Here is a 23,874-nt window from a genome sequence, read left to right on the forward strand (position 1 = left end):
CCGGAGGATGACGATGACTCTCGCTCTCGAACGCACCAGCACCCCTGCTGAAACCGTTGCCACGCACGAAATCCCGACGGTCGCGGGTGCCGGTCTGCGGGTTCCGCTGGTCACCGGCGGCGACATCGGTTACGCCAACCTCGACCACGCGGCGAGCGCACCCTGTCTGGACAAGGTGCGGGCCGCGGTCGACGAGTTCCTGCCCTGGTACGCCAGCGTGCACCGCGGGGCCGGGTTCGCCTCGCAGGTCTCCACCAAGCTCTACGAGCGGACGCGCGGAATCCTGCGGAACTTCGTCGACGCGCGATCGACCGACACCGTCGTGTTCACCCGCAACACCACCGATTCCTTCAACCTTCTCGCCCGCAGCCTGCCGAAGCACACGTCGGTCGTCGTGTTCGACACCGAGCACCACGCCGCGCTGCTGCCGTGGAAGGGGCCGAACGTCCGCCGGGTCGAGACGCCGCGCACCCGGCTCGCCGCGGTGTCCGCTGTGGACGAAGCGCTCGCGGACTGCCCGCAGGGGCCGCGGCTGGTCGTGCTCACCGGCGCGTCCAACGTGACCGGCGAACTGTTGCCGGTCAAGGAGATCGCGGCCGTCGCGCGGCGGCACGGCGCCCGGATCGCACTCGACGCGGCGCAGCTCGCGCCGCACCGGAAGATCTCGGTGCGCGAACTGGACGTCGACTACGTCGCGTTGTCGGGCCACAAGCTGTACGCACCTTTCGGCGCCGGCGCGCTGATCGGCCGCGCGGACTGGCTGCGCGCGGCCCAGCCGTACCTCGCCGGCGGCGGCGCGACGAAGCTCGTCAGCCATGACTCCGTGGTCTGGAATTCCGGACCTGAGCGGCACGAAGCCGGTTCTCCCAACACTGTCGGCGTCTACGCGCTCGGTGTCGCCTGCGAGACGCTGGCCGCGAACTGGGACGGCATCGTCGCCCACGAAGAGGAACTGCTGGCGCGGCTGCGTCGTGGTCTCGCCGCCATTCCCGGCTTCGCCGAATTGCGGCTGTTCGACGCTCCGGTCGACCGCGTCGGCACGCTCAGCTTCGTCGTCGACGGGTTCGAACCCGGCTGGCTCGCCGCGGTCCTGTCCGCGGAGTACGGCATCGGCGTGCGGGACGGCGCGTTCTGCGCGCACGTGGCGACCAAACGGCTGATCGCCGTCGCCGGTTCGACGGGCCAGCAGGCCGTGCGCGTGAGCCTCGGCCTCGGCAGCACCACCGAACACGTGGACCGGATCGTCCTGGCGCTGCGCCAGATCGTCGCCCGCGGCGCGCGCTGGCAGTACGAGAAGCCGGAAGGCCGCTGGGTGCCGGAAAACGATCCGCGCGAACTGCCCCCGTTCTGCGCCTGAGCCACTACCCTCACCCCGCATGGGGAACGAGCGACCGCGTTACTGGTTTCCGCTGGCATTGCTGGGATTCGCCCAGCTGGCCGTGGTGGCCCTGTCCGTCGGCTCGCACCGGTCCGAAGGGTGGTTCGCCTACGTGCCTCACGGGGACGGCGGCATGTTCGGCCCCGTCCAGAGCGCGGGGACGCCCCTGACCGCGGTTTCGGCCGGCGCCATCGGCAGGATGGACAACTGGCTGTTCGCCGTGTTCGCGGTCTACCTCGGCACGGTGTTGTTCTATGCCCTTCGGACGAAGACCATGCGGTAATGGAAGGTCGCCGCGATCGCGCTCGGCGGTCTGGTCGCCATCGCGCTGGCCGACCTGGTCGGTTACTGGGAATTCGACCTCGACGGCGACACCCGGAGCGCGATCCTGCTGACGATCGGCCTGGTGCTGCTGGCCTGGCTGGAACGCAGCGTGCTGGTGCTGGTCGTCGCCGCGGCCTTCGTGCTCTGCGCGGTCGTGCCCGCGCACGGACAGCTCGCGCTGGTGCTGTCGTCGCTGGTGGCGCTCGCCGGGGCGTTCGCGGCCCTGCTGAGCAGGCCGAAGACGGCCGCCGAGGAGGCCTGAACACGCTCAGTGGACAATGGGGGAGTGAGTACAGAGCCCGAAACCGCGCCGCCATCGCCGCCGCTGCCCAAGAAGCGCGTCGCCGTGGTGTTCGTCGTCGCCGCGGTGCTGTGGGGGATCGACCTCCTCACCAAGCAGATCGCCGTGTCCACGCTGGAGGGCAAGCAGCCGGTCGAGTTCCTCGGCGGGCTCGTGTACTTCCAGCTGGTGCGCAACCCCGGTGCCGCCTTCTCGATGGCGACCGGGCTGACCTGGGTGCTCGCGCTGGTCGCGATCGCCGTCGTGATCGCCATCGTCTGGCTGTCGCGGCGGCTGCGGTCGGTCGGCTGGGCGATCGGCCTCGGCCTGGTGCTGGCCGGCGCGCTCGGCAACCTGACCGACCGGATCTTCCGCGCCCCCGGCCCGCTGCAGGGGCACGTGGTCGACATGATCTCCGCCTTCGCGCCGAACGGGCAGGGCTGGGCGATCTTCAACGTCGCCGACTCCGCGATCTGCGTCGGCGGCGTGCTCATCGTGATCCTTTCCTTGCTGGGCAAGGACTACGACGGAACATCCACAAAGGACAAGAAGAAGGCGGCGACCGAATGAGCGCGCGCATGCTGCCCGTCCCCGACGGGCTCGACGGAATGCGCGTCGACGCGGGGCTGGCGAAGCTGCTGGGACTTTCCCGCACCGTCGTGGCGGAACTGGCCGAATCCGGCGAGATCTACCTCGACGGCAAGCCCGCCGGGAAGTCGGACCGGCTGAGCGCCGGCGGACTGCTCGAAGTGACGCTGCCCGACCCGGCTTCGGCCATCGAGGTCGTCGCGGAACCCGTCGAGGGTATGAAGATCCTGCACGACGATGACGACATCGTGGTGATCTCGAAGCCGGTCGGCGTCGCCGTGCACCCGAGCCCCGGCTGGACCGGGCCGACCGTCGTCGGCGGGCTCGCCGCCGCCGGGCTGCGGATCGCGACCTCCGGCGCGGCCGAACGCCAGGGCGTCGTGCACCGGCTGGACGCCGGCACCACCGGCGTGATGGTCGTGGCGAAGAGCGAGCACGCGTACACCGTGCTGAAGCGGGCGTTCAAGGAGCGCACCGTCGACAAGGGCTACCACGCCATCGTCCAGGGCCACCCGGACCCGACGCGCGGCACCATCGACGCGCCGATCGACCGGCACCCCCGGCACGACTACAAGTTCGCCGTCGTCCAGGGCGGGCGGCCCAGCGTCACGCATTACGAGGTCGTCGAGGCCTTCCGTGCCGCGTCGCTGGCGCAGATCAAGCTGGAGACCGGCCGCACGCACCAGATCCGCGTGCACTTCTCGGCGCTCAAGCACCCGTGTGTCGGCGACCTGACCTACGGCGCCGACCCCGTGCTGGCGCGCAAGCTCGGGCTTTCGCGGCAGTGGCTGCACGCGAAGACGCTCGCCTTCGCGCATCCGGCCGACGGGCGCTGGGTCGAGTTCGAGTCGGAGTACCCGGACGACCTGGCGAACGCGCTGCGGATCCTGCAGGCCGAGAACTAGCCCCCTTCCCGCATTTAGTCCTCTGAATGCGGGCTTGAGAGGTACGTGAAGGACCCCTTCATTGCGTCTAGCGCAGTGAAGGGGTCCTTCACGTACTTGTGGGGAGACAGAATCGGTGCTGTATGTCATGAAAGGGCCGTTCAGGACGAAATGTGTCCTGAACGGCCCTTTCATGACATCTGGGCAGCCGCGAAGGGCGAGTTTCCTCGGCTCAGCCGCGTGAAGGGGGCCTTCACGCGCAACCGTTGTGGCGCGTGGGGCTTCCGTGACTGTTGAGGCGATCGGCGTCCGTGAAGGCCTCCTTCACCACCCTGAGGGTAGGGAAGGAGGCCTTCACTACCTTGCCTTGTCGCGTCCTGAAGAGCCGCATTTAGTCCTCTGAATGCGGAAACAGGGGCGCGCTAGTCCTCGATCGACCAGGTCAGCGTGCGCTCGTCGGGCTCCGGCCGCGGTGACCAGCGCACGGCGACCACGCGGGTGGCGTCCGGCAGCACGTAGACGGTGTGCCCGCCGAGCGTCTCGCCGGGCCGGACGCCGATCTTGTGCGGCGGCCGCGACGTCAGGGAGACCGGCGCCTTCGCGATCGGCTTGCCGTCCGCGGTGAGCAGTTCGAGGTAGTTGTCCGGAAGCGACACGAACGGGATGTTCCCGCGGTTGGTGATCTCGGTGTGCACCACGACCGACCGTTCCCCGGCCTCCAGCGAGTAGCCCGCCGCGCTGAACAGGTAGTCCGCCGGGTCCTGGACCTCGAGCAGCTGGACGGTGAGCTGCTCGCCCTCCAGGCCCTGGGTCTCCATCACGTCGCCGGTCCGGCCCTTCTTGCCCTCCGGGGCGGCCTGCGGGGTGACCTGCTGCTCGTCGCCGCGCGCCCAGGACGCGGTCTGGGGGACACCCCAGGTGCTCATCACCGGGTCGACGGGCGCCACCGGCGGCGGGGCGAACTGCTGCTGCGGTGGCGCGGGCGGACGCGGCGGGGGCTGCGGCGGCGCCATCGGCTGGCGCACCGGAGCCGACGGCGGGCCGGGGTAGCGGCCCGAGGGGGTGCCGTGCACGTTGTACGCGCCCGAAGGCGTCCCCTGGACGTTGTACGGCCCCGAGGGAGTCCCCTGGATGTTGTGCGGTCCGGAGTGCCCCGGTGGACGCTGGGGTTGTTGAGGGGGCTGTTGGGCCCAGGAGGGCGGCGAGCCGGCGATGGCGGAGCGTAGCCCGTTCGGGTCGCTCTCCACGCCCACGAGCAGGGGCAACCCGCTGCCCGAGAGGGCGACCAGGCGGTACGCGACCTCGCGCGGATCCATCCCGACCTTCGCCGCGAGTTCGTGTACGGCCGCCTTGCCCAGGTCCGCGAGGGCGGCGAGCAGGCGGATGTCCACGGGATCGGTCACGGCCACGTCGGGGAACGCTACCGTCTCGCCTCCGGCGCCGCGGGGAGAGGCCGCAAATCCCGGCTTCGGTAGTACTCGCTCTCCATTAGGGTCGGGGACACCGCCTCCATCGACCACTGGGGAAAGAAAACATGAGCGAAGTCTCCGCCCTCGCCGACGAGTTCGTCGAAGCCCTCTTCGACGCCGAGCCGGTCATGCCCGCTTTGCAGGGCTTCCGTCCGGAATCGACCGGGCTCACCGATCTCAGCGAGGCCGCGGGGGACGCTTTCCGCGCGCGGCTGGCCGGGCTCGCCGAGCGGGCCGAGGCACTCGCCACCGACGGTTTGAGCGCGGAGGAGAAGACCACCCGTGACGTCCTGATCGCGATGGCGCGGGCGAGGATCGCCCTGCTGGACTCGCGGTTCGTCGAGTTCACCATCAGTGACCTGTTCATCTCGCCCGCCGCCGAGGTGCTCACCGTGCTGCCGATGATGTCGGTCGGCACGGACGCGCAGGCGGAGGCCCATCTCGGGCGGATCGCCGCGATCCCGGAGTACCTGCGGCAGGCCGCGCAGCGGCACCGGGACGGCGTCGCCCGCGGCCTGGTCCCGGTCGCCTACCTGGTCGACGCCGCCGTCGCGTACCTCGACCGCCACCTCGCCGAGCCCTCGGCCGACCCGCTGCTGCGCCAGCCCGCGCCGAACGAGGACTTCGAGACCCGCCGCGCCGACCTGCTGCGCGACACCGTCCGTCCCGCGATCGCCGAGTACCGGGAGGTGCTGGCGAAGGAGATCGCGCCGCACGGCCGTCCCGAGGACAAGCCCGGCGTCTGCTGGCTGCCCGACGGCGAGCGCCTCTACGCACTGCTCGCCGAGATGCACACCACGACCGTCCGCACCCCGCGTGAGCTGCACCAGACCGGTCTCGACGTGATCGCGGGCCTCGCCGGCGAGTACCGCGAGTACGGCTCCCGGGTGTTCGGCACCAGCGACCTCCAGGAGATCTTCAGCAAGCTCCGCACCGACCCGGACCTGCGCTGGTCCAGTGCCGACGAGATGCTCGACTCGGCCCGCGCGGCCATCACCAGGGCCGAGGCCGAGGCGCCGAACTGGTTCGGCCGGATCCCGCCGCAGCCGTGGACGGTCGAGGCGGTCCCCGCCGAATCCGCGCCCGGCGCGCCCGCCGCGTACTACATGTGGCCCGCGGTCGACGGCTCCCGCCCCGGCATCTACTTCGCCAACACCCACAAGGCGGAGGAGCGGTTCCGGCACGCGGCCGAGGCGACGGCCTTCCACGAGGCCATCCCCGGCCACCACTTCCAGCTGAGCCTCGCGCAGGGCCTCACCGAGCTCCCGTTGCTGCGCCGTATCGGCGACTTCACCGCGTACGCCGAGGGCTGGGGCCTGTACACCGAGCGCCTCGCCGACGAGATGGGCCTGTACTCCGACGACGTCGCGAAGCTCGGCATGCTGACCATGGATTCGATGCGCGCCGGACGGCTGGTCGTCGACACCGGGCTGCACGCGCTGGGCTGGAGCCGCCGCCAGGCCATCGACTTCCTCACCGAGAACACGCCGATGGCGCTCGTGGAGATCGAGTCCGAAGTGGACCGGTACATCGCCTTCCCCGGCCAGGCGCTGTCGTACATGGTGGGACGGCTGGAGATCCAGCGCATCCGCGCCGCGGCCGAGCTGACGCTGGGCAGCCGCTTCGACATCAAGGCGTTCCACGACGTCGTGCTCGGCGGCGGTTCGCTGCCGCTTTCGGTGCTGGACGGCGTGGTCCGCGACTGGGTGAAGGGCCACGGTGACACGCCGAACGGCCTCGCCGAGGAGCTGATGGAGCTCAAGTTCGAGGAGCTTCCGCTGTGGCGCTCCCTGCTCGGCCTCCCCGGCGACGAAGGCGCTCTGCCGGACCCGAGCGCGGAGGCCGCGGCCGCTCAGCGCGCGTCGGCGGTCGCCATCGCCGAGCGGGCCGAAGCCCTTGCCACCGAAGGGCTTTCCCCGGCCGAGGCGGTCACCCGCGAGGTCGTGATCCAGCAGGCGAAGGCGATGGTCGACGTCATCGATTCGCGCGCCGCGGAGTTCTCGGTCAGCGACGGGCTGGCCTCGCCCGCGCTGTTCCTGCTCAACGAACTCGCGGTGCTGTCGCTGACCGACGAGGAGAAGGTCCGCGGTTACCTGAAGCGGCTGGAAGGTCTCGGCGCCTACCTGGACGCCCTGATCGTGCGCCAGCGCGCGGCCGCGGCCGACGGGCTGGTCCCGCCCGACTTCCTCGTCGAAGGCGGGATCGCTTACGTGGAGCGCTATCTCGGCGACGAGGCGGGCGATCCGCTGGCGCTCACCGCGTCCGTTTCCGTGGAGGGCTACGAGACCGAACGGGACCGGCTGCTGGCCGAAGTCGTCCGGCCCGCCTACACCCGGTATCGCGACTTCCTCGCCACCGAACTGCGTCCCGTGGCGAAGTCCGAAAAGGAGCCGGGTCTCTGCGCGCTTCCCGGCGGGCAGGAGAAGTACGCCGCGCTGATCCGGGCGCACACGTCCACCGAGCGTACGGCGCAGGATCTGCACGACACCGGTCTGGACATGATCGCGAAACTGGCCGACCAGTATCGCGAGCTGGGCGAGAAGATCTTCGGTACCAAGGATCTCGACGAGATCTTCGAGCGCCTGCGTACCGACCCGGCGCTGCGCTGGCGAGACGGCGACGAACTGCTCACCGCCGCGCGTGACGCCATCCTGCGTGCCGAAGCCGTCGCGCCGGAGTGGTTCTCGACCGTTCCCGAGGAACGGTGCGAGGTCGAGCCGGTCCCGCCCGCGGAGGCACCCGGCGGCACGCTGGCGTACTACATCGAGGCGTCGCTCGACGGTACGCGGCCGGGCACCTACTACGCGAACACCTACGAGGCCGAGCAGCGCCCGAAGCACACGAGCGAGGCGATCGCCTTCCACGAAGCCGTTCCGGGGCACCACTTCCAGATCTGCATCGCGCACAAGCTCAAGGGCCTGCCGATGCTGCGCGGGCACGCCGACGTCAACGCCTACGTCGAAGGCTGGGGTCTCTACTCCGAGCGCCTCGCCGACGAGATGGGCCTGTACTCCAGTGACCTGACCAGGTTCGGCATGCTCACCCAGGATTCGATGCGCGCCGGACGGCTGGTGGTCGACACCGGGATGCACGCGCTCGGCTGGAGCCGTCAGCAGGCCGTCGACTACCTGGCCGAGAACACGCCGATGGCCAGGGTGGAGATCGAGGCCGAGATCGACCGCTACGCCGCCGTTCCGGGGCAGGCGCTGTCGTACATGGTGGGACGGCTGGAGATCGAGCGGATCCGCGCCGAGGCCGAGGCCGCCCTCGGCGACCGGTTCGACATCAAGGGCTTCCACGAGGTCGTGCTGGGCAACGGCATCCTGCCGCTGCGGGTCCTGGACGACGTGGTGAAGGAGTGGGTGGCCGCGCAGTGAGCCGGAACACAGGCGAAGTGCGTGCTCCCGGCGCATACTGTCGCTAAGCGAGCGCTCAGTAACTCGATGAGGAGATGCGGATGAGGATCGGGACCGCGATCAGCTACGCCGGCGGGTTCGCCGAGAGCGTGGCCGACATCGTCGAACTGGAGAAGGCCGGACTGGACATCGTCTTCGTCCCCGAGGCCTATTCGTTCGACGCGGTCAGCCAGCTCGGCTACGTCGCGGCGAAGACCGATCGGGTCCAGATCGCGTCGGGCATCTTCCAGATCTACACGCGGACGCCGACGCTGACCGCGATGACCGCCGCCGGGCTCGACTTCGTGTCAGACGGCCGGTTCACGCTCGGCATCGGCGCCTCGGGTCCGCAGGTCATCGAGGGTTTCCACGGCGTGAAGTACGACGCGCCGCTCGGGCGCACGCGCGAGATCATCGACATCTGCCGTCAGGTGTGGCGGCGGGAGAAGGTGGTGCACTCCGGTACGCACTACTCGATCCCGCTGCCACCCGAGCAGGGCACGGGGCTCGGCAAGCCGCTGAAGCTGATCAACCACCCGGTGCGCGAGCGGATCCCGATCCTGCTGGCGTCCATCGGCCCGAAGAACGTCGCGCTCACCGCCGAACTCGCCGAAGGCTGGGAGCCGATCTTCTTCCACCCCGAGAAGGCCGCCGACGTCTGGGGCGCGTCGCTGGCCGAGGGCAAGGCGAAGCGCGACCCGTCGCTGGGCGAGCTGGACACCTTCGTCGGCACGGCGCTGGCGATCGGTGACGACGTCGAAGGGATGCTGGACCACCTTCGCGGCATGCTGGCGCTCTACATCGGCGGCATGGGCGCGCGCGGCAAGAACTTCTACAACAGTCTCGCCCAGCGGTACGGCTACGAGGCCGAGGCGAAGCTCATCCAGGACCTTTATCTGGACGGAAAGAAGGAAGAAGCCGCCGCGGCGGTGCCGAAGGAACTGATCAGGGCGATTTCGCTGATCGGTCCCGAGGGTTACGTCAAGGAGCGGCTGGCGGCCTTCCGCGAGGCCGGTGCGACCACGCTGGTGGTCAACCCGCTGCTGCCCGGCCGTGAGGCCCGCGTGGCGCAGGTTTCGAAGCTGCGCGAACTCATCGATTAGGCGCGCAGGGGAGGCGAACCTCTCACCTGTATCGATACGGTATACTTGACCTGCGCCGGTGTACCCCCTTCGTGGTCAAAAAACGGCCTCCCGGTGGAAAGAGAACGTGAATCACGCCTGAACGGCGGGGAAATCCGCCATTATCAGGAGTGAAAGCGAGACCTCGGGGGAATCCGTTCGCGACGAAGGTGAGGTGCCTCGCGTGCGCAAGCAGATCGGCGAGCCGTCCGCCGCGGTCCTGGACGTCGGGTCGTTCAGTGCACGGCTGGTTGTCCTGGCCAAGGGTGGTTCGCCGCTCGACCCCGTGCTGAGCCACCAGACGCGGCTGCGGCTGGACCGGGAACTCGACGATGACGGGAACCTGACCCGGCGCGGCATCGACGCGGTCTCCTCCGCGGTCGAGGCGGGGATGACCATGGCCGCCAAGCACGGCGTCGAGGACGTGTACCCGCTCGCCACGTCGTCGATCCGCGACGCGACCAACGTGAAGCAGGTCGTCTGCGAAGTCGCGAAGGCGACCGGGGTCAAACTCCGCTTCCTCACCGGCCGCCGCGAGGCGGAATTGGCTTACGTCGGCGCGCGCCGCTGGTACGGCGCTTCCGCCGGACGGCTGCTCGTACTCGACATCGGCGGCGGGACCGTCGAACTCGCCGCGGGGGACGCCGAGGAAGCCGGGTTCGCGCACTCCTTGCCGCTCGGCGCGCGCTCGCTGACCCGGGACTGGTTCAGCACCGAATGCCCGTCGCCCAAGGTCGTGCGAGCGATGCGCGAACACGTGCTCGACGAGGTCAGCGACGCGATGCGGGACGTCCTGCCGCAGATCCGCGACCATCACGCCGTCGGCTGCTCCAAGGTGCTGCGGCAACTCGCCCGGCTCGCCGGCGACCGGCCGTCCCGCTCCAGGGAACTGCACCTCGACGACCTCCGCGCGTGGATCCCGCGGCTGGCGAAGCTGCCCGCGAAACGCCGCGCCGAACTGCCGGGTATTTCGCGCCAGCGGTCCCATCAGGCGCTCGCGGGCGCGATCGTCGCCGAGGCGTTGCTGACGCTTTCGGGTGGTCAGGTCGCCATCTGCCCGTGGTCCACCAGGGACGGACTGCTGCTCGGCATGCTCGACGGGCTGGTCACGCTGGACGGCAAACCGGCGAAAGCCGCCTGAGGACTGGCGCATCCGGCCGCGAGCGGGTACCCCGGACACATGAGGGAAAGCAAGAAGAGCTTCGGGCAGGACGACGAAGAAGACCTCGACGACATCCGCGGGATCCAGCCGAAGACCGACGTGCCGAGCGCGCCGAACCGGGACATCGGGCCGCACGGCACCAAGGAGGTCGACGACGTGCCGGGTGGCGGCGAGGCGCCGATCGAACCGCCGGACTGAGCTTGCGAGTGTCATGAAAGGGCCGTTCAGGACATTTTTCGTCCTGAACGGCCCTTTCATGACATTTCGCGGGTCACGCGTCCTTCGGCCGCCGCCTCGCCGGAGCGCGGCCCGCGGGCTGCGTCGGTGCCGGACCCGGATCGATCGCCGGGATCGGCAGCCGAACCGGCTCGGCGGTCACCGTGAAGGTCTCGCCGTGGTGCGCCAGTTCCAGCGGTTCCCCGGTGATCACGTGGTACGTCGCGTTCTCGCCGTCGATCTCGACCTGGAACCGGGTGCCGCGGAAGGTCAGCCGGAACGCGATCCGCCGCAGTTGGGGCGGCAGCCGCGGCGCGAAGGTCAGCCGCCCGCCGTGGTCGCGCAGCCCGCCGAATCCGGCGACGGTGCCCTGCCACGCGCCGGCCAGCGAGGCCAGATGCAGTCCGTTGCGGACGTTGTTGTGCACGTCGTGCAGGTCGGTGAGCGCCGCCTCGGCGAGGTAGTCGTAGGCCAGTTCGAGATGCCCGACCTCGGCCGCCACCACGGCCTGCGTTCCCGCGGACAGCGAGGAATCCCGCACGGTGATCGCCTCGTAGTAGGCGAAGTCGCGCGCTTTCTGTTCAGGGGTGAAGGAATCCCCGCACAGATGCAGCGCGAGCACCAGGTCGGCCTGTTTGACCACCTGCTTGCGGTACAGGTCGAAGTACGGGAAGTTCAGCAGCAGCGGGTAGAAATCCAGGTCCGTCGCCGCGAAATCCCACTCGTCGTGCTCCAGGAACCCTTCGGACTGCGGATGGACGCCGAGGTCTTCGTCGTAGGGCACCAGCATCGCGTCGGCCGCCTTGCGCCACAACGCGACCTCGTCCTCGCCGACGTCGAACCGCCGGGCGATGTCGTCGTGTTGGCCGACGATTTCGGCGGCGTAGAAAAGATTCCGGCGGGCCATGAGATTCGTGTAGACGTTGTTGTCCGCCACCGCGGAGTACTCGTCCGGCCCGGTGACCCCGTCGATCCGGAACCGGCCCCGCCGGTCGAAATGCCCCAGCGACAACCACAACCGCGCGGTTTCCAGGAGCAGTTCGGCGCCGCAGGTCCGCATGAACTCCTCGTCGCCGGTGGCGTTGAGATACCGCACGACGGCGTCGGAGATGTCCGCGCTGACGTGGAACGCCGCCGTGCCCGCCGGCCAGTACGCCGAACACTCGGCGCCGTTGATGGACCGCCAGGGGAACGCAGCACCGCGTAGACCCAGCTGTGTCGCCCTTTCCCGCGCTTTGTCCAAAGTGGAGTGACGCCAGCGCAGGGCGTCGCGGGCGGCGTCCGGGATGCTGTAGGTGAGCACGGGCAGAACGAAGGTCTCGGTGTCCCAGAACGCGTGGCCGTCGTAGCCGGGGCCGGTCAAACCCTTGCCCGCCAACGCCCTCGTCTCACCGCGGGCCCCGGCCTGCAGGAGATGGAAGAGCGCGAACCGCACGGCCTGCTGCAGTTCCGGGTCGCCGTCGATCTCGATGTCCGAGGTCTCCCAGAAATCGTCGAGGAACTCCTTCTGCTCGGCGAGCAGTCCCTTCCAGCCGGTCTGCCGGGCCCCGGCCAGCGCGGCCTCGACCTGCGCGCGCACCGCGGGCACCGAACGCTGCGCGGACCAGCCGTAGGCGAGGAACTTGGTGATCCGCAGCCGTCCGCCCTTGGGCACGTCGACGGCGATGGTGAGCCGCGCGAGATCGTCCTCGGCCTCGATATGCGTGCGCACGCCGTCGGAGACGTCGATCTTGTGGTCCATCGCGGCGGCCATCCGCAACCCGGATCGCCGGGTCTGGTGCACCAGCACCGCGTGATACGCCTCCGCGTGGTGATATTCGCCGACCAGCGGCGATTCGAGTGCCGCCGCGACCCGTGGATCGCGCGTGTCGGACTCGATGGGTTCGTTCGCCAGCAGATCCGACTGCACCACCAGCTGGAGATCGTCGTCGAGCGGTTCGACCTCGTACCGGATCGCGGCGACGGCGCGCTGGGTGAACGAGACCAAGCGCTCGGTCTTCACCCGGACGCGGCGCCCGGTCGGCGAGGACCAGACGGTGTCGCGCGCGAGGGTGCCCTTCCGGAAGTCGAGCACGCGGTCGTGTTCGGTGGCCTGGCCGTATCGCATGTCGAGCGGTTCGTCCTCGACCAGCAGCCGGAGGATCTTGCCGTCGGTCACGTTGACGACGGTCTGGCCTTCTTCGGGGTAGCCGTAACCGGTTTCCGCGTACGGAAGGTCGTGCTGCTCGTAGAAACCGTTGAGGTAGGTGCCCGGCAGGCCGCGCGGCTCCGCCTCCTCCAGCGTCCCGCGCAGGCCGATGTGCCCGTTGGACACCGCGAACGCCGATTCGGTGCGCTGCAACGCGTCGACGTCCATCCCGTGCCAGCGCAGCTCCCAGGGCGCGACCTCGTAGCCGCGGAAAAGCGCTTCGCTCACTTGCGGTCCTCCAGGAGTTCGGCGAGGTCGTCCACCACGACGTCGGCGCCGTGCGCGAGCAGTTCGCCCGCCTGGTGCGCGCGGTTCACCCCGACCACGTAACCGAAACCGCCGTCCTTGCCCGCCTGCACGCCCGCGAGCGCGTCCTCGAAGACGGCCGCGTTCGCCGGTGCGACCTCGAACGCCTCGGCGCCGGCGAGGAAGGAGTCGGGCGCCGGTTTGCCGCGCAGGTTCTTCTCGGCGATCACGATCCCGTCGATCCGCGCTTCGACGAACTTGGTCAGGTCGGCGGCGTCGAGCACCTTGGCGCCGTTGGCCGACGAAGTGACGACGCCGATACGCAGGCCCGCCGCCTTCGCCGCTTCCAGGTACCGGACGGAACCCGGGTACGGCGTCACGCCCTCCTCCTCGATGATCTTCAGCACCAGCTGGTTCTTCCGGTTCCCGACCCCATTGACGGTGGCGGCGTCGATGTCGTCGTCGGGGTTGCCTTCGGGCAGCTCGATCCCGCGCGAGGTGAGGAAGGTGCGGACGCCGTCGGCCCTGGGCCTTCCGTCGACGTAGGCCGCGTAGTCGGTGTCGGTGAACGGCGAGAACGCGTCGCCGTCGCGGGCGCGCAGGAACTCGTCGAACGTGCGCTTCCACGCCGCGCGATGCTGGGCCGCGGTTCCGGTCAGCACGCCGTCGAGGTCGAAGAGACAGGCCGTGATGGTGTCGGGCAGACCGATCATGCCTGGCAACGCTACCCGCGCTCGCCGGTGGGCGCTCGGCTTCGTCAGGCGGCGCGGACCACGAGCGCGACGTGCCGCGCGGCCCGCTCCAGCGGTTCCGGCGATCGGTGGACCCGGCTGACCAGCAGGGCGCCTTCGAGGTTGTTCATGATGGCCGTCGCGACGTCTTCGGGATCTTCGACGTCGCCGAGCAGTTCGACGAGCAGCTTGTGCCAGGCGGCGAACGCGTCCTGGCACGCCTTGGTGATCGCGGGGGAGGCGTGCGCCATCTCCAGCGTGATCGTGGCGAGCGGGCAGCCACCGCGGTAGTCGTCGGCGGCCAGCGCCTCACCCGCCTTGCGATACCACCAGGCCACGGCGTCTTCGACCGTCTCGTTGCGCTCGAAGGCACGGCGGACCGTCTTCGTCACGACGGCGGTGCCGAGTTCGATCGCGGCGACCGCGAGTTGCTCCTTGCCGCCGGGGAAGTGGTGGTACGCCGACCCCCAGGGCGTGCCGGCCTCTTCGACCAGCCGCCGCCACGAAGTCGCCTGGTAGCCCTCACGGCGGAAGAGCGTCATCGCGGTCGAGATCATCCGCTCGCGGGTGGTGGTGTCGGACACGTGTCCAGCATAGTCCTTGACTAGGACGACCGTCTTAGGAAAACCTAGGACGATCGTCTTAGGAGGCAGCCATGACCATCGACGTCACCGGACAGACCAGGCAGAAGACCGTGACCTGGCAGGATCCGCTGCCCACCGCCCGGCTCGGCCGGGAGCTTTCCGGGCTCGAATACCTGACCGGCATCGCCGAGGGCCGGATCCCGCCCGCGCCGATCTCGGCGCATTTCGGCATGCGCTGGGTGAGCGTGGCCGAGGGTGACGTCGTGATCGCCGCGACGCCGGACGAGTCGCTCTACAACCCGATCGGCACCGTGCACGGCGGCGTCGCGGCGACCCTGCTGGACTCGGCGGTCGCGTGCGCGGTGCATTCGACCCTGCCCGCCGGTGTCGGCTACACCTCGGTGGAGCTGAAGGTGAACTACCTGCGCGCGATTTCCGGTTCGGTGGGGGAGATCCGCGCGCACGGCTGGATCGTGAAGGCCGGTTCGCGCGTCGCGTTCGCCGAGGGCGACATCCGCGACGGGCAGGGCAAGGTGCTCGCGACGGCGTCGAGCACCTGCCTGATCATCAAGCCCTAGAACATTTCCGCGCCGGGCGGTACCGGCTGCTTGACGTCCCAGTGCTCCACGATGAGCCCGTCCGCCACGCGGACGATGTCGACGACGGCGGCCCCGGCTTCCTCACCCGGCCGGACGACGTGCAGGTGGACGACGACGTGCTCGTCGTCGGCGATCACGCGTTTCACCGCGACGTCCGCGTCCGCCATCGGTGAATTCCGCATGGCTTCGACGAAAGCGTCACGGCCGGAGGGGAAACCCGGGCTGTGGGTGACGAAATCCGGATGCACGTTCGCGCTCGCGGCGACGAAGTCCTTGTGCACGAACATGTTCTCGAAGCAGTCGAGGACGATTTTCTTGGCTGTAGTCATAGGAACAGCGTGCACCCGCTGTCGATTACCGCGGAGGTAATGCCTCAGGCCGCGCCCACCTTGCGTTCGAAGACCAGACCCTCGGCGGCGCGCAACCCGACGCTGATCGCACCGGTCAGCACGCCGTCGTCGCCCAGTTCGCCCTGGACGACCGAGGGGACCAGGGGGGTGAACGAGCGCAGGGCGCGGTCGATCGGGTCGAGCAGCAGATCGGCCGCGGTACCGATGCCGCCGCCGAGCACGATCAGTTCGGGGTCGATCACCGCCGCCACCGACGCCACGGTGTACGCGAGCCTGTCGGCCTCCGCCTCGACGGCACGCAAGGCGAGCTCGTCGCCGTCGCGGGCGAGACGGAAGACCTCGCGGGCCGATTTCGCCGTACCGAGACCGAGTTCACGCGCGCCGCGCACGACGGACTGTGCCGCCGTCGCCTCTTCGAGGTGGCCGCGGACCGGCGGGGCGTCCTCGCCCTCACTCGCCGCGTGCGACTGGCCGTAGGGCAGGTAGCCGATCTCGCCCGCCGCACCCGTCGCGCCGCGGAAGACCTGGCCGTTGACCATCACGCCCATCCCGACGCCGGTGCCGATGGTGATGCAGCCGAACACGGACGCGCCGCGCGCGGCACCGCGTTCCCATTCGCCGACGGCGGTGAGGTTCGCGTCGTTCTCGACCATGAGGTCCGGGCCGAGGACGCCTTCGAGTTCGTCGAGCAGGCCCGCCTTGCCCCAGCCGGGCAGGTTCGGCGCGTGCCGGAAGCAGCGTTTGTCCGGGTCGGCGACGCCGGGGGAGCCGAGGACCCGCACGACGATGTCCGCCTGAGACAGTCCCGCTTCGCGCACGGTCGCCGCCGCGAGGGCGCCGACGGCGCTGACGAGCGCGGTGCCCGAACGCGAGGTGTTCCGCTCGTCACGGCGGGCGACCACGGTGTGGCCGAGATCCGAGACGGCGACGCGGAGATGCTCGCGTCCGATGTCGACACCGAGGACGTAACCCGCCGTGGGGTCCGCCTCGTAGAGGACGGCGGACCGGCCGGTGCCGGTCGAGGTGTGCCCGGTCGCCCTGGCGAGACCGGCCGCTTCGAGGGCCAGTAACGCTTGGCTCACCGTGGGTTTCGAAAGACCGGTGTCCTTGGCGACTTGGGGCCGCGTCGCCGGGCCGCTGCGGCGCAGGAGGTCCAGCACGGCGCGCTGATTGATCTTCCGCATCCCGGCGGGGGTGCCGACGGGTGGGTTTTCTGCGCCAACCACGAGCTTCGCCTCCTGTCGAACCAAGGTGTTCCACCAAAGTTATCCGCCTCCGGCCCGAAATGGGCAAGAAGGTTTACATTCGGTGGTCCCAGGCGACGATAAACGTGCCCGCGCCGCGAATCGCGCACGCCGCGCGCGAAAAACCGCGATTCACCCGGTATCCGGACGCGTGCTCCCAGTGACCGGTAATGGTCTAGACCAGATGGCGTCAGGCGACGTGACGGCTCGCCGGCCGCCGGAATCCCCTGTGCTGCCGGGGTCGTTCGGGGGTTTCGCCGGTCTCGTAGCCGGTCTCCGCGCTGTGGGAACCCGGATGGTCGGCCGTCGTCGCCGGGCTGGGGCGGTTGCGGAGCCGGTGCTGCCGGTTCACCACGTACAACAACAGCAGTCCGGCGACGACCAGCCCGTGCGTGAGCACGCGTCCGGCGGTCACCTGACCGGTGACGAGGTCGCCCGCCGACAACGCCAGGAGGAGCGCGACGAAACCGGTCAGCGCGGGCAACTGCCCGGACGCCGCCTTCGTGCGGACGGCCGCCCAGCCGAGCCCGACGCCGACGGCGAGGTTCCACGCGCTGCTTTCATGGGAGAGGTGCCCGATCAGGGATTCCGTGCCGTGTCCCGCGGTGTGGTCTTCGACGCCCAGCAGCTGGGCGAAGGCGAGGCCGAGCTGCGCGATCGCGACCAGGGCGAGCGCGATCCTGGCAGGCCAGCCCTCGCCCGGCGGGGCGGGGGTGCGTTCGAGGATGACGGCGGTGAGGTCCGGGACCGGGGGCGCCGGGCGCAGCAGCAGCGTCCGGTGCAGCCGTTCGGCGCGCGAGAGCCAGGACCGGCAGGCGGCGCAGCCGGCCACGTGCCGGTCGACCACCTCGGGCGGGGCGGGTTCGGTTTCGCCGTCGAGCCGGGCCGACAGGGCCTCGCGGCAGGTCTCGCACTTCACGTCTCACTTGTCGGGCGCGGGCCTGCCCCGGTTCCCGGGACGCTGCTACGTTTCTCGTATGGCCGGGGCGCGCAACCACGACGACGAGCGGGTGACCGAGCTCGCCCTCGCCGCCGCCCGCGGCGACCGGCGGGCGCTCGAGGACTGGGTGCGTGCCACCCAGGCGGACGTCTGGCGCTTCGTCGCGCACCTCGCCGACGTCGGCGCCGCCGACGATCTCACCCAGGAGACGTACCTCCGCGCGTTCGGCAGCCTGCGCCGGTTCGCCGGCCGGTCGTCCTCGCGGACCTGGCTCCTGTCGATCGCGCGCCGGGTGGTCGTCGACCGGATCCGGGCGGCTTCGGCGCGCCCGAAGCTCGCCGACGTCGACTGGGAGGCCACCGCCGAACGGCGCGGCGCCCGCCAGGCCGAGGGGGTCGCCGGGTTCGAAGACCTGGTGGAGCTGCGGATGCTGCTCGACGGGCTCGACCCGGAGCGGCGCGAGGTTCTCGTGCTCACCCAGGTGCTGGGCCTGTCCTACGCCGAGGCCGCCGAGATCTGCGGCTGCCCGGTCGGCACCGTGCGTTCGCGCGTCGCGCGCGCCCGCGAAGACCTGCTCGAAGCGGGCCGGGAGCGCGACTCCATCTGACGCGTTTCGTCCTCTCAATGCGGTAGTTCGCGCTGCCAACTACCGCATTGAGAGGACGAAATGCCACGTACGCTGTGGCGCGTCACACATTTGAGCCCTTCCGCTGTCACCTCGTCACACAGATGGGGCGACACGACTACTCCGCGTTGACTAGGCCGAATGCCGATGCCTAGCGTGTCGCCATCCAACCCCAGGCCGCGCGAGGGTCCCCGCCTGCTCCGCGCGCTCTCGAAGGGATCTTCCCGATGGCCAGTCCCACCACCGCTGAGGGCCACGGCAGCGAGGCTCCGGACCCCGGAGGCCTCGGCCGCCGCCGGTTCCTGACCTTCCTCGTCGCCGCGCCCACCCTCACGATCGCCACGAAGATCGGCATCGACACCGTCGCGCCCGAAGAGGCCGAAGCCGTCATCCCCACCCCGCCGGGGCCGGCCGAGATCCTCGACCTCGGCGACGTGCTGATCCTGTCGAACGCCCCCACCGCCAACCTGCTGGTCCTCGAAGTCCGCGAAGACGGCCGGGTCCGGCTGGAACTGCCGCGGACCGAGGTCGGCCAGGGCATCACCACGGCGAACGCGATGCTGGTCGCCGAGGAGATGGACATCCCGCTCGACCAGGTCGACGTCGTGCTCTCCGACGCCCGCCCGGAACTGCTGTTCAACCAGCTGACCGGCGGCTCCAACACGATGCGCTCGCTCTACACCCCGGTGCGCACCGCGGCGGCCGCCGCCCGCGCCCGCCTGGTCGCGACCGCCGCTCAGCAGTGGGGCGCCAAGGCGGACCGGCTGTCCACAAGGGACGGTGCGGTGATCGCCCCCGACGGCCGCCGCGCGGACTACGGCGCACTGGCCAAACCCGCCGCCCGCGCCGACCTCGGCAAGCTCACCGCGACCCCGAAGGCGGAGTCCGCGCACAAGCTGATCGGCACGCCGCAATCGCGCAAGGACGCCCGCGCGATGGTCACCGGGCAGCTGAAGTACACCCTCGACCTGGACATCCCCGGCGCGAAGCCGGTGATGGTCCGCCGCCCGCCGACGATCAACGGCACGGTCGCGAAGGTCAACAACGAGGCCGCCGTCCGCGCGATGCCGGGCATCATCGACATCGCGGTGATCAAGACGGGTGTCGCGGTGATGGCCGAGACCTTCGGCCAGGCGCTGGACGGCAAGAACGCCCTCGACGTCAGCTGGAACGGCGGCACCGTCGACGGGGAGAACAACGCGACGATCAAGAAGAAGCTGCAGGCCGCGGCGCTCCCGTTCGTCGTGCCGCCGCTGCTGACCCAGTACGTCGACGGCGAGTTCGACTTCGCCTTCGCCAGTCACGCCCCGCTGGAGACCAACTCGGCGGTCGCCGACGTCCGCGAGGACGGCGCGACCATCTGGTCCGGGATGAAGGTGCCGATCCTCGCGAAGCAGAACATCGCGCGGGAACTCGGGCTGCCCGAGAACAAGGTCGTCGTGCACGTCCAGCAGGCGGGCGGCTCGTTCGGACGGCGGTTGTTCTCCGACGGCGCCATCGAGGCCGCGCGCGCCTCCAAGGCGTTCAAGCGGCCGGTGCGGCTGATGTGGAGCCGCATCGACGACATGCGCCACGGCCGCGCCCGTGCCGCGAGTCACCACAAGATCCGCGCGACCTTCGCCCTCGGCCAGGTGCTCACCTTCGAACACCGCGTCGCCAGCGTGGAGACCGACTGGAGCCACGGCCTCGGCGAGGTCCTGACCGCCTTCGCCGCCGAACTCCCGGTCGGCGGCAACCTGAGCTTCGCGCAGACGGTGTTCCTGCTGACGGTCAAGTCGCCGTACAACTTCGGCGTCACCACGCAGCTGCTCAACGAGGTTCCGGTGGACTTCCACACCGGCGCCTGGCGGTCGGTGTACTCGGCCAGCACGCGCGGCGCGGAAGAGATGATGGTCGACGAGATCGCCGCGAAGCTCGGCAAGGACCCGGTGGAGTTCCGGCGCGAGTTCATCAAGAACGACCGGCAGCGCGCCGTGCTGGACAAGGTCGCGGAACTCGGCGAGTGGGGCAAGAAGATGCCCAAGGGTTTCGCGCAGGGCGTCGCCGTGCACGGCGAGTACAAGTCGTACACCGCGTGCCTCGTCGAAATGGACGCCCGCGACCCGAAGAAGCCGCGTGTCACCAAGGCGACCATCGCGGTCGACGTCGGTAAGCCGATCAACCCGCGCGGGATCGAGGCGCAGATGCTCGGCGGCCTGACCGACGGCATCTCCACCACGCTGACGGCGGGCCTGCACATCGACAAGGGGCTTCCGCTGGAGGGCAGCTACTCGCAGTTCCACTACGCGCGGCAGAAGAACTCGCCGATGGACGTCAAGGTGTTCGTCATGCCGGAAACGGGCGAGATCGGCGGTGCCGGGGAGCTCGGCGTGCCCGCGCCGGTCGGCGCGATCGGGAACGCCTACGCGCGGGCGACCGGGATCAAACCGCGTAGTTTCCCGATCAACTTCCCGATCGACTTCGACCCGTTCCCCCGCTGACTTTCCTTCCCCGCCAAGGAGTTCCGATGCCCAATTACACCTTCACGGTGAACGGGAAGACCGTCACCGTCGACGCGCCCGCGGATCTGCCCATGCTGTGGGCGCTGCGCGACAAACTCGGCGTCCGCGGCCCGAAGTACGGCTGCGGGATCAACGTCTGCAAGGCCTGCACCAGCCACCTCGACGGCGAGGCGTTCAACCCGTGCGTGACGCCGGTGTCCGACTGCTCGGGCAAGGAGGTCACCACGATCGAAGGCCTCGCCGACGGTGAGGACCTGCACCCGGTGCAGGAGGCCTGGCTGGAGCAGGACGTCGCGCAGTGCGGCTACTGCCAGCCGGGGCAGATCATGGCCGCGGTGGCGCTGCTGAAGAAGACGAAGAACCCGACGGACGCCGAGATCGACGCGATCCAGAACGTCTGCCGGTGCGGCACCTACTTCCGGATCCGCGAAGCCATCAAGAGCGCGGCCGCGAAGATGTGAAATTCCCGCCGGTGCGGCGGGAATCCCGATTTCCCGCCGCACCGGCGGAGTCTTTCCGCTTCGACAGGCCACCTCCGGACAAGTCGTGTTAGATGACGGCCCCAGGGACTCGACGAGGAGTCCCTGCCCCGGAGGACGTCCATGCACTACGAAACTGTGCTCCGCGAAGGCTCGGCCGTCATCGTCGCCGAACTGGCGGTCGAGGTCGAGAAGCAGCTGCCCGGGCTCATCGACGGCACCGTCGAGCAGATCCGCGCCGAAATGCCGGTGTACCGCGACGCGCAGTTCGTCACCCTCGCCGAATTGCGGACGTCGGTGCGGAACAACCTCGAGTTCGTCATGCGGACCCTGCGCGGCACGGAGCAACCCGACCTCGCGCAGGCGCGGGCGACCGGGCGCGCACGGGCGCTGCAGGGCGCGCCGCTGCCGGAACTCCTGCGGGCCTACCGCATCGGGCTCACCGAAGTGTGGAACCGGTTCGTCGAACTGACCGCTTCGGGCGAGCATCAAGACCTCCGCGGCCTCGTCGCCGCGACGTCGGCGATCTGGGCGCTGATCGACGACTACGCCGAGGCGCTGACGACGACCTACCGTGACACCACCGCCGAAGTCATGCTGGCGCACCAAAGCAGGCGCTCGGCGTTGGTCGAGGCGTTGTTCGCCGGTGGCGCGGCCACCGAAGGCACGCTGTGGGACATCGCGCGCGTGCTGGAACTCTCGCTCGACGGGACCTACGTGGTCGTCGCGGCGGAGACCCCGCGGGTCGGGCACGAACCGTTGCCGCAGATCGAAAACCGGCTGCGCGAACGGCATCACGCGTCCGCCTGGCGGCTCACGCCGGACCTGCAGGTCGGGGTCGTCTCGATGCGGGATCCGGCGGCGTCCCAGGTGATCATCGGGCTGCTGCGCGAGAACCAGACCGGCCGGATCGGCGTCAGCCCGGTGTTCACCGGTCTCGGGAACACCTCCCGCGCCCTGCATCTCGCGCGGGTCGCGCTCTCCAGCATGCTGCCGGGGACGACGGGAATGGTGCAGTTCAACGAATCCCCGCTCGCCGGCCTCGTCGCCAGCGCGCCGGAGGCGTCGGTCCAGCTCGCGCACCACGTGCTCCGGCCGATCCTCGACCTGCCCGGCGACGACCGGAACGTGCTGCTGCTGACGTTGCGGGCGTGGTTCGAATGCCAGGGCTCCACAAAGCTGACGTCGGAGCGGATGTTCTGTCACCCCAACACGATCCGGCACCGCCTGAAGCGGATCTCCGAAGAGCTCGGCCGTTCGCTGACCGACCCGGCCGACATCGCCGAACTCGGCGCGGCCCTGCGCGCGCTCCACATGTTCCCGGACACCTCGCATCTGCCCTCGCCGCGGGACCCGCTGCGCTAGCGCGCCAGGCACACGGGGGAGCGGAGCCGCGCCATGGCGATCACGCCCAGCAGCGGCCCGACGGCCAGTACGGGGGCGGCCGCCCGCCAGCCGACGGCGTCGGCGAGTACCGGGAGGCCCTGGATGGTCAGGGCGCTGAGCAGGAAACCGATCGCGGTCTGCGCGGTGAGCGCGGTACCGACGTAACGGGTGTCCGCGGCCTCGCTCAACGCGGCGGAGAACTGGCCGGAGTCGGCGATCGCGGCGACACCCCAGACGAACAGCAGTGTGCCCAGTATCGCGGGGTGACCGCCGAAAACGAAGGCCGAGACCAGACAGCACGCCCCGCTGACGGCCAGCGCCGCGAGCGCGACGTCGATCCGCCCGAACCGGTCCGACAACGCGCCGCCGAGCAGGCAGCCGATCGCCCCGCCGACGCCGATGACGGTGAACGCGAGCAGGCTCACCGTGCCCGGCGAGGTCTTCGACGCCGCGGCCGCGTAGGCCGGGATCCAGGTCCAAAACGCGTAGAGCTCCCACATGTGGCCGAAGTAGCCGAACGCGATCAGCCGCTGACGCCGATCGCGCGCCATGGTGAGCAGGTACCGCGGTTCCCACGGCGGTGACCGCCGGGCGGCCGGGCCGGCGCGGACGAAGAGCACGGCCAGCACCGCCGCGCCGAGGGCGAGAAGGGACGCGACGACGAGTACCGTCCGCCACCCCGGGAGGTTCCCGGCCAGCAGATGGGGTGACGCCGAGCCGAGTGCGAGCGCGGCCAGCAGAACGCCGAGGGCGAGCCCGCGGCTGTTCGGAAACCACGAGACGACGATCTTCATCCCGACCGGGTAGACCCCCGCCAATGTCATCCCGGTGCCGAAGCGCAGCAGAACCGCGAGCCAGAAATGGTTGCCGCACAAGGGAAAGAGCGATGTCAGCAAGGCGCCCGTCGCGGCGCTCGCGGCCAGCAGACGCTCGGGCCGGAGCCGGTCCGCGAGATTGGCGACGGCCGACACCAGCGCGCCGGCCGCGAAGCCGACCTGCACCGACGCGGTGAGCAGCACGGTGCCCTGAGTGGACAGTGCCCATTCCGCGCGCAGGGCCGGGACGACACTCGACGCGGAGAACCACAGTCCCATGGCGAGGATCTGGGCCGCGGAGGTGAGCGCCAGCTGGCGCGGTGCGGAGCTGGACACGTCCGCAGGTATCGCACCCGCGAGCGTGTCCAC

General features: G+C 70.0%; 22 protein-coding genes. 14 read left to right on the top strand and 8 right to left on the bottom strand.

Annotated elements, in window-relative coordinates; genetic code table 11:
* Positions 1-13 precede the first annotated feature (13 nt).
* From AB8M46_RS39590 to AB8M46_RS39610, 5 genes are all read left to right on the top strand, one after another.
* Positions 14-1,357 carry an aminotransferase class V-fold PLP-dependent enzyme gene (locus AB8M46_RS39590; RefSeq protein WP_394363472.1) on the top strand — a complete coding sequence of 448 codons (1,344 nt, stop codon included), beginning with the start codon at positions 14-16 and terminating at the stop codon, positions 1,355-1,357.
* Positions 1,358-1,376: 19 nt separating this feature from the next.
* Positions 1,377-1,661 carry a hypothetical protein gene (locus AB8M46_RS39595; protein WP_394363473.1) on the top strand — a complete coding sequence of 95 codons (285 nt, stop codon included), beginning with the start codon at positions 1,377-1,379 and terminating at the stop codon, positions 1,659-1,661.
* Positions 1,662-1,784: 123 nt separating this feature from the next.
* Positions 1,785-1,964 (top strand): hypothetical protein, encoded by a 180-nt coding sequence (locus tag AB8M46_RS39600; protein WP_394363474.1) that lies wholly within the window; start codon positions 1,785-1,787, stop codon positions 1,962-1,964.
* Between the two features lie 24 nt (positions 1,965-1,988).
* Positions 1,989-2,552: a signal peptidase II gene (lspA, locus tag AB8M46_RS39605; protein WP_037344928.1), complete on the top strand. Its 564-nt coding sequence runs from the start codon at positions 1,989-1,991 to the stop codon at positions 2,550-2,552.
* Positions 2,549-3,475 (top strand): RluA family pseudouridine synthase, encoded by a 927-nt coding sequence (locus AB8M46_RS39610; RefSeq protein WP_394363475.1) that lies wholly within the window; start codon positions 2,549-2,551, stop codon positions 3,473-3,475. The genes lspA and AB8M46_RS39610 overlap by 4 nt, the downstream gene beginning before the upstream one ends.
* A 401-nt stretch (positions 3,476-3,876) precedes the next feature.
* Here AB8M46_RS39610 and AB8M46_RS39615 read toward each other — a convergent pair whose 3' ends face one another.
* Positions 3,877-4,863: an AsnC family protein gene (locus AB8M46_RS39615; RefSeq protein ID WP_037344931.1), complete on the bottom strand. Its 987-nt coding sequence runs from the start codon at positions 4,861-4,863 to the stop codon at positions 3,877-3,879.
* 125 nt (positions 4,864-4,988) lie between these two features.
* Between AB8M46_RS39615 and AB8M46_RS39620 the strand changes: the two genes are divergently transcribed.
* From AB8M46_RS39620 to AB8M46_RS39635, 4 genes are all read left to right on the top strand, one after another.
* On the top strand, positions 4,989-8,300 hold the full coding sequence (locus AB8M46_RS39620; RefSeq protein WP_394363476.1) for a DUF885 domain-containing protein: 3,312 nt from the start codon (positions 4,989-4,991) through the stop codon (positions 8,298-8,300).
* 80 nt (positions 8,301-8,380) lie between these two features.
* Positions 8,381-9,421, top strand: coding sequence for an LLM class F420-dependent oxidoreductase (locus AB8M46_RS39625; protein ID WP_037344934.1), 1,041 nt, complete (start codon positions 8,381-8,383; stop codon positions 9,419-9,421).
* Positions 9,422-9,623: 202 nt separating this feature from the next.
* The gene (locus AB8M46_RS39630; RefSeq protein ID WP_378427463.1) at positions 9,624-10,580 is read left to right on the top strand and encodes a Ppx/GppA phosphatase family protein; all 957 of its coding nucleotides are present in this window, start codon (positions 9,624-9,626) and stop codon (positions 10,578-10,580) included.
* Positions 10,581-10,619: 39 nt separating this feature from the next.
* Positions 10,620-10,799, top strand: a complete 180-nt coding sequence (locus AB8M46_RS39635; protein ID WP_394363477.1) for a hypothetical protein — start codon at positions 10,620-10,622, stop codon at positions 10,797-10,799.
* Between the two features lie 73 nt (positions 10,800-10,872).
* Here AB8M46_RS39635 and AB8M46_RS39640 read toward each other — a convergent pair whose 3' ends face one another.
* The 3 genes from AB8M46_RS39640 to AB8M46_RS39650 are packed head-to-tail and all read right to left on the bottom strand — an operon-like array spanning position 10,873 to position 14,566.
* Positions 10,873-13,173: a glycoside hydrolase family 65 protein gene (locus tag AB8M46_RS39640; RefSeq protein ID WP_394363502.1), complete on the bottom strand. Its 2,301-nt coding sequence runs from the start codon at positions 13,171-13,173 to the stop codon at positions 10,873-10,875.
* A 56-nt stretch (positions 13,174-13,229) separates the two neighbouring features.
* Positions 13,230-13,964 carry an HAD family phosphatase gene (locus AB8M46_RS39645; RefSeq protein ID WP_125735257.1) on the bottom strand — a complete coding sequence of 245 codons (735 nt, stop codon included), beginning with the start codon at positions 13,962-13,964 and terminating at the stop codon, positions 13,230-13,232.
* 44 nt (positions 13,965-14,008) lie between these two features.
* Positions 14,009-14,566, bottom strand: a complete 558-nt coding sequence (locus AB8M46_RS39650) for a TetR/AcrR family transcriptional regulator (protein ID WP_378427460.1) — start codon at positions 14,564-14,566, stop codon at positions 14,009-14,011.
* A 71-nt stretch (positions 14,567-14,637) separates the two neighbouring features.
* On the opposite strand from AB8M46_RS39650, the gene AB8M46_RS39655 reads away from it, so the two are divergent.
* Positions 14,638-15,144 (top strand): PaaI family thioesterase, encoded by a 507-nt coding sequence (locus AB8M46_RS39655; RefSeq protein ID WP_037344940.1) that lies wholly within the window; start codon positions 14,638-14,640, stop codon positions 15,142-15,144.
* Here the strand turns inward: AB8M46_RS39655 and AB8M46_RS39660 are convergent.
* The 3 genes from AB8M46_RS39660 to AB8M46_RS39670 form a co-directional block, all read right to left on the bottom strand.
* Complete coding sequence (locus tag AB8M46_RS39660) at positions 15,141-15,494, bottom strand: nuclear transport factor 2 family protein (protein WP_037344941.1); 354 nt, start codon at positions 15,492-15,494, stop codon at positions 15,141-15,143. The two genes, AB8M46_RS39655 and AB8M46_RS39660, sit on opposite strands and share 4 nt — an antisense overlap.
* Positions 15,495-15,538: 44 nt before the next feature.
* Positions 15,539-16,741 (bottom strand): ROK family protein, encoded by a 1,203-nt coding sequence (locus tag AB8M46_RS39665; protein ID WP_037344942.1) that lies wholly within the window; start codon positions 16,739-16,741, stop codon positions 15,539-15,541.
* Positions 16,742-16,949: 208 nt separating this feature from the next.
* Positions 16,950-17,678, bottom strand: a complete 729-nt coding sequence (locus AB8M46_RS39670) for a zf-HC2 domain-containing protein (RefSeq protein WP_378427458.1) — start codon at positions 17,676-17,678, stop codon at positions 16,950-16,952.
* Positions 17,679-17,736: 58 nt separating this feature from the next.
* Between AB8M46_RS39670 and sigC the strand changes: the two genes are divergently transcribed.
* The 4 genes from sigC to AB8M46_RS39690 all read left to right on the top strand — a co-directional run bounded on the left by sigC (position 17,737) and on the right by AB8M46_RS39690 (position 22,669).
* Complete coding sequence (sigC, locus tag AB8M46_RS39675; protein WP_016335903.1) at positions 17,737-18,306, top strand: RNA polymerase sigma factor SigC; 570 nt, start codon at positions 17,737-17,739, stop codon at positions 18,304-18,306.
* A 245-nt stretch (positions 18,307-18,551) separates the two neighbouring features.
* Positions 18,552-20,804, top strand: a complete 2,253-nt coding sequence (locus AB8M46_RS39680) for a xanthine dehydrogenase family protein molybdopterin-binding subunit (protein ID WP_037344944.1) — start codon at positions 18,552-18,554, stop codon at positions 20,802-20,804.
* Positions 20,805-20,830: 26 nt separating this feature from the next.
* Positions 20,831-21,286 carry a (2Fe-2S)-binding protein gene (locus AB8M46_RS39685; RefSeq protein ID WP_007030011.1) on the top strand — a complete coding sequence of 152 codons (456 nt, stop codon included), beginning with the start codon at positions 20,831-20,833 and terminating at the stop codon, positions 21,284-21,286.
* A 141-nt stretch (positions 21,287-21,427) separates the two neighbouring features.
* Positions 21,428-22,669, top strand: coding sequence for a PucR family transcriptional regulator (locus tag AB8M46_RS39690; protein ID WP_394363478.1), 1,242 nt, complete (start codon positions 21,428-21,430; stop codon positions 22,667-22,669).
* Here the strand turns inward: AB8M46_RS39690 and AB8M46_RS39695 are convergent.
* Positions 22,666-23,841: an MFS transporter gene (locus AB8M46_RS39695; protein ID WP_394363479.1), complete on the bottom strand. Its 1,176-nt coding sequence runs from the start codon at positions 23,839-23,841 to the stop codon at positions 22,666-22,668. The genes AB8M46_RS39690 and AB8M46_RS39695 overlap by 4 nt on opposite strands.
* Positions 23,842-23,874 lie beyond the last annotated feature (33 nt).

Origin of the sequence: Amycolatopsis sp. SB7-3 (genome assembly GCF_041021335.1) — a bacterium.
Classification (GTDB): domain Bacteria; phylum Actinomycetota; class Actinomycetes; order Mycobacteriales; family Pseudonocardiaceae; genus Amycolatopsis; species Amycolatopsis japonica.

Excerpts from the sequence above, each read along its gene's own strand:
- AB8M46_RS39590 (WP_394363472.1), top strand. The coding sequence starts at position 14 with ATGACTCTCGCTCTCGAACGCACCAGCACCCCTGCTGAAACCGTTGCC.
- AB8M46_RS39595 (WP_394363473.1), top strand. The coding sequence starts at position 1,377 with ATGGGGAACGAGCGACCGCGTTACTGGTTTCCGCTGGCATTGCTGGGA.
- AB8M46_RS39610 (WP_394363475.1), top strand. The coding sequence starts at position 2,549 with ATGAGCGCGCGCATGCTGCCCGTCCCCGACGGGCTCGACGGAATGCGC.
- AB8M46_RS39620 (WP_394363476.1), top strand. The coding sequence starts at position 4,989 with ATGAGCGAAGTCTCCGCCCTCGCCGACGAGTTCGTCGAAGCCCTCTTC.
- AB8M46_RS39625 (WP_037344934.1), top strand. The coding sequence starts at position 8,381 with ATGAGGATCGGGACCGCGATCAGCTACGCCGGCGGGTTCGCCGAGAGC.
- AB8M46_RS39635 (WP_394363477.1), top strand. The coding sequence starts at position 10,620 with ATGAGGGAAAGCAAGAAGAGCTTCGGGCAGGACGACGAAGAAGACCTC.
- AB8M46_RS39640 (WP_394363502.1), bottom strand. The coding sequence starts at position 13,173 with ATGGACGTCGACGCGTTGCAGCGCACCGAATCGGCGTTCGCGGTGTCC.
- AB8M46_RS39645 (WP_125735257.1), bottom strand. The coding sequence starts at position 13,964 with ATGATCGGTCTGCCCGACACCATCACGGCCTGTCTCTTCGACCTCGAC.
- AB8M46_RS39655 (WP_037344940.1), top strand. The coding sequence starts at position 14,638 with ATGACCATCGACGTCACCGGACAGACCAGGCAGAAGACCGTGACCTGG.
- AB8M46_RS39660 (WP_037344941.1), bottom strand. The coding sequence starts at position 15,494 with ATGACTACAGCCAAGAAAATCGTCCTCGACTGCTTCGAGAACATGTTC.
- sigC (WP_016335903.1), top strand. The coding sequence starts at position 17,737 with ATGGCCGGGGCGCGCAACCACGACGACGAGCGGGTGACCGAGCTCGCC.
- AB8M46_RS39680 (WP_037344944.1), top strand. The coding sequence starts at position 18,552 with ATGGCCAGTCCCACCACCGCTGAGGGCCACGGCAGCGAGGCTCCGGAC.
- AB8M46_RS39685 (WP_007030011.1), top strand. The coding sequence starts at position 20,831 with ATGCCCAATTACACCTTCACGGTGAACGGGAAGACCGTCACCGTCGAC.
- AB8M46_RS39690 (WP_394363478.1), top strand. The coding sequence starts at position 21,428 with ATGCACTACGAAACTGTGCTCCGCGAAGGCTCGGCCGTCATCGTCGCC.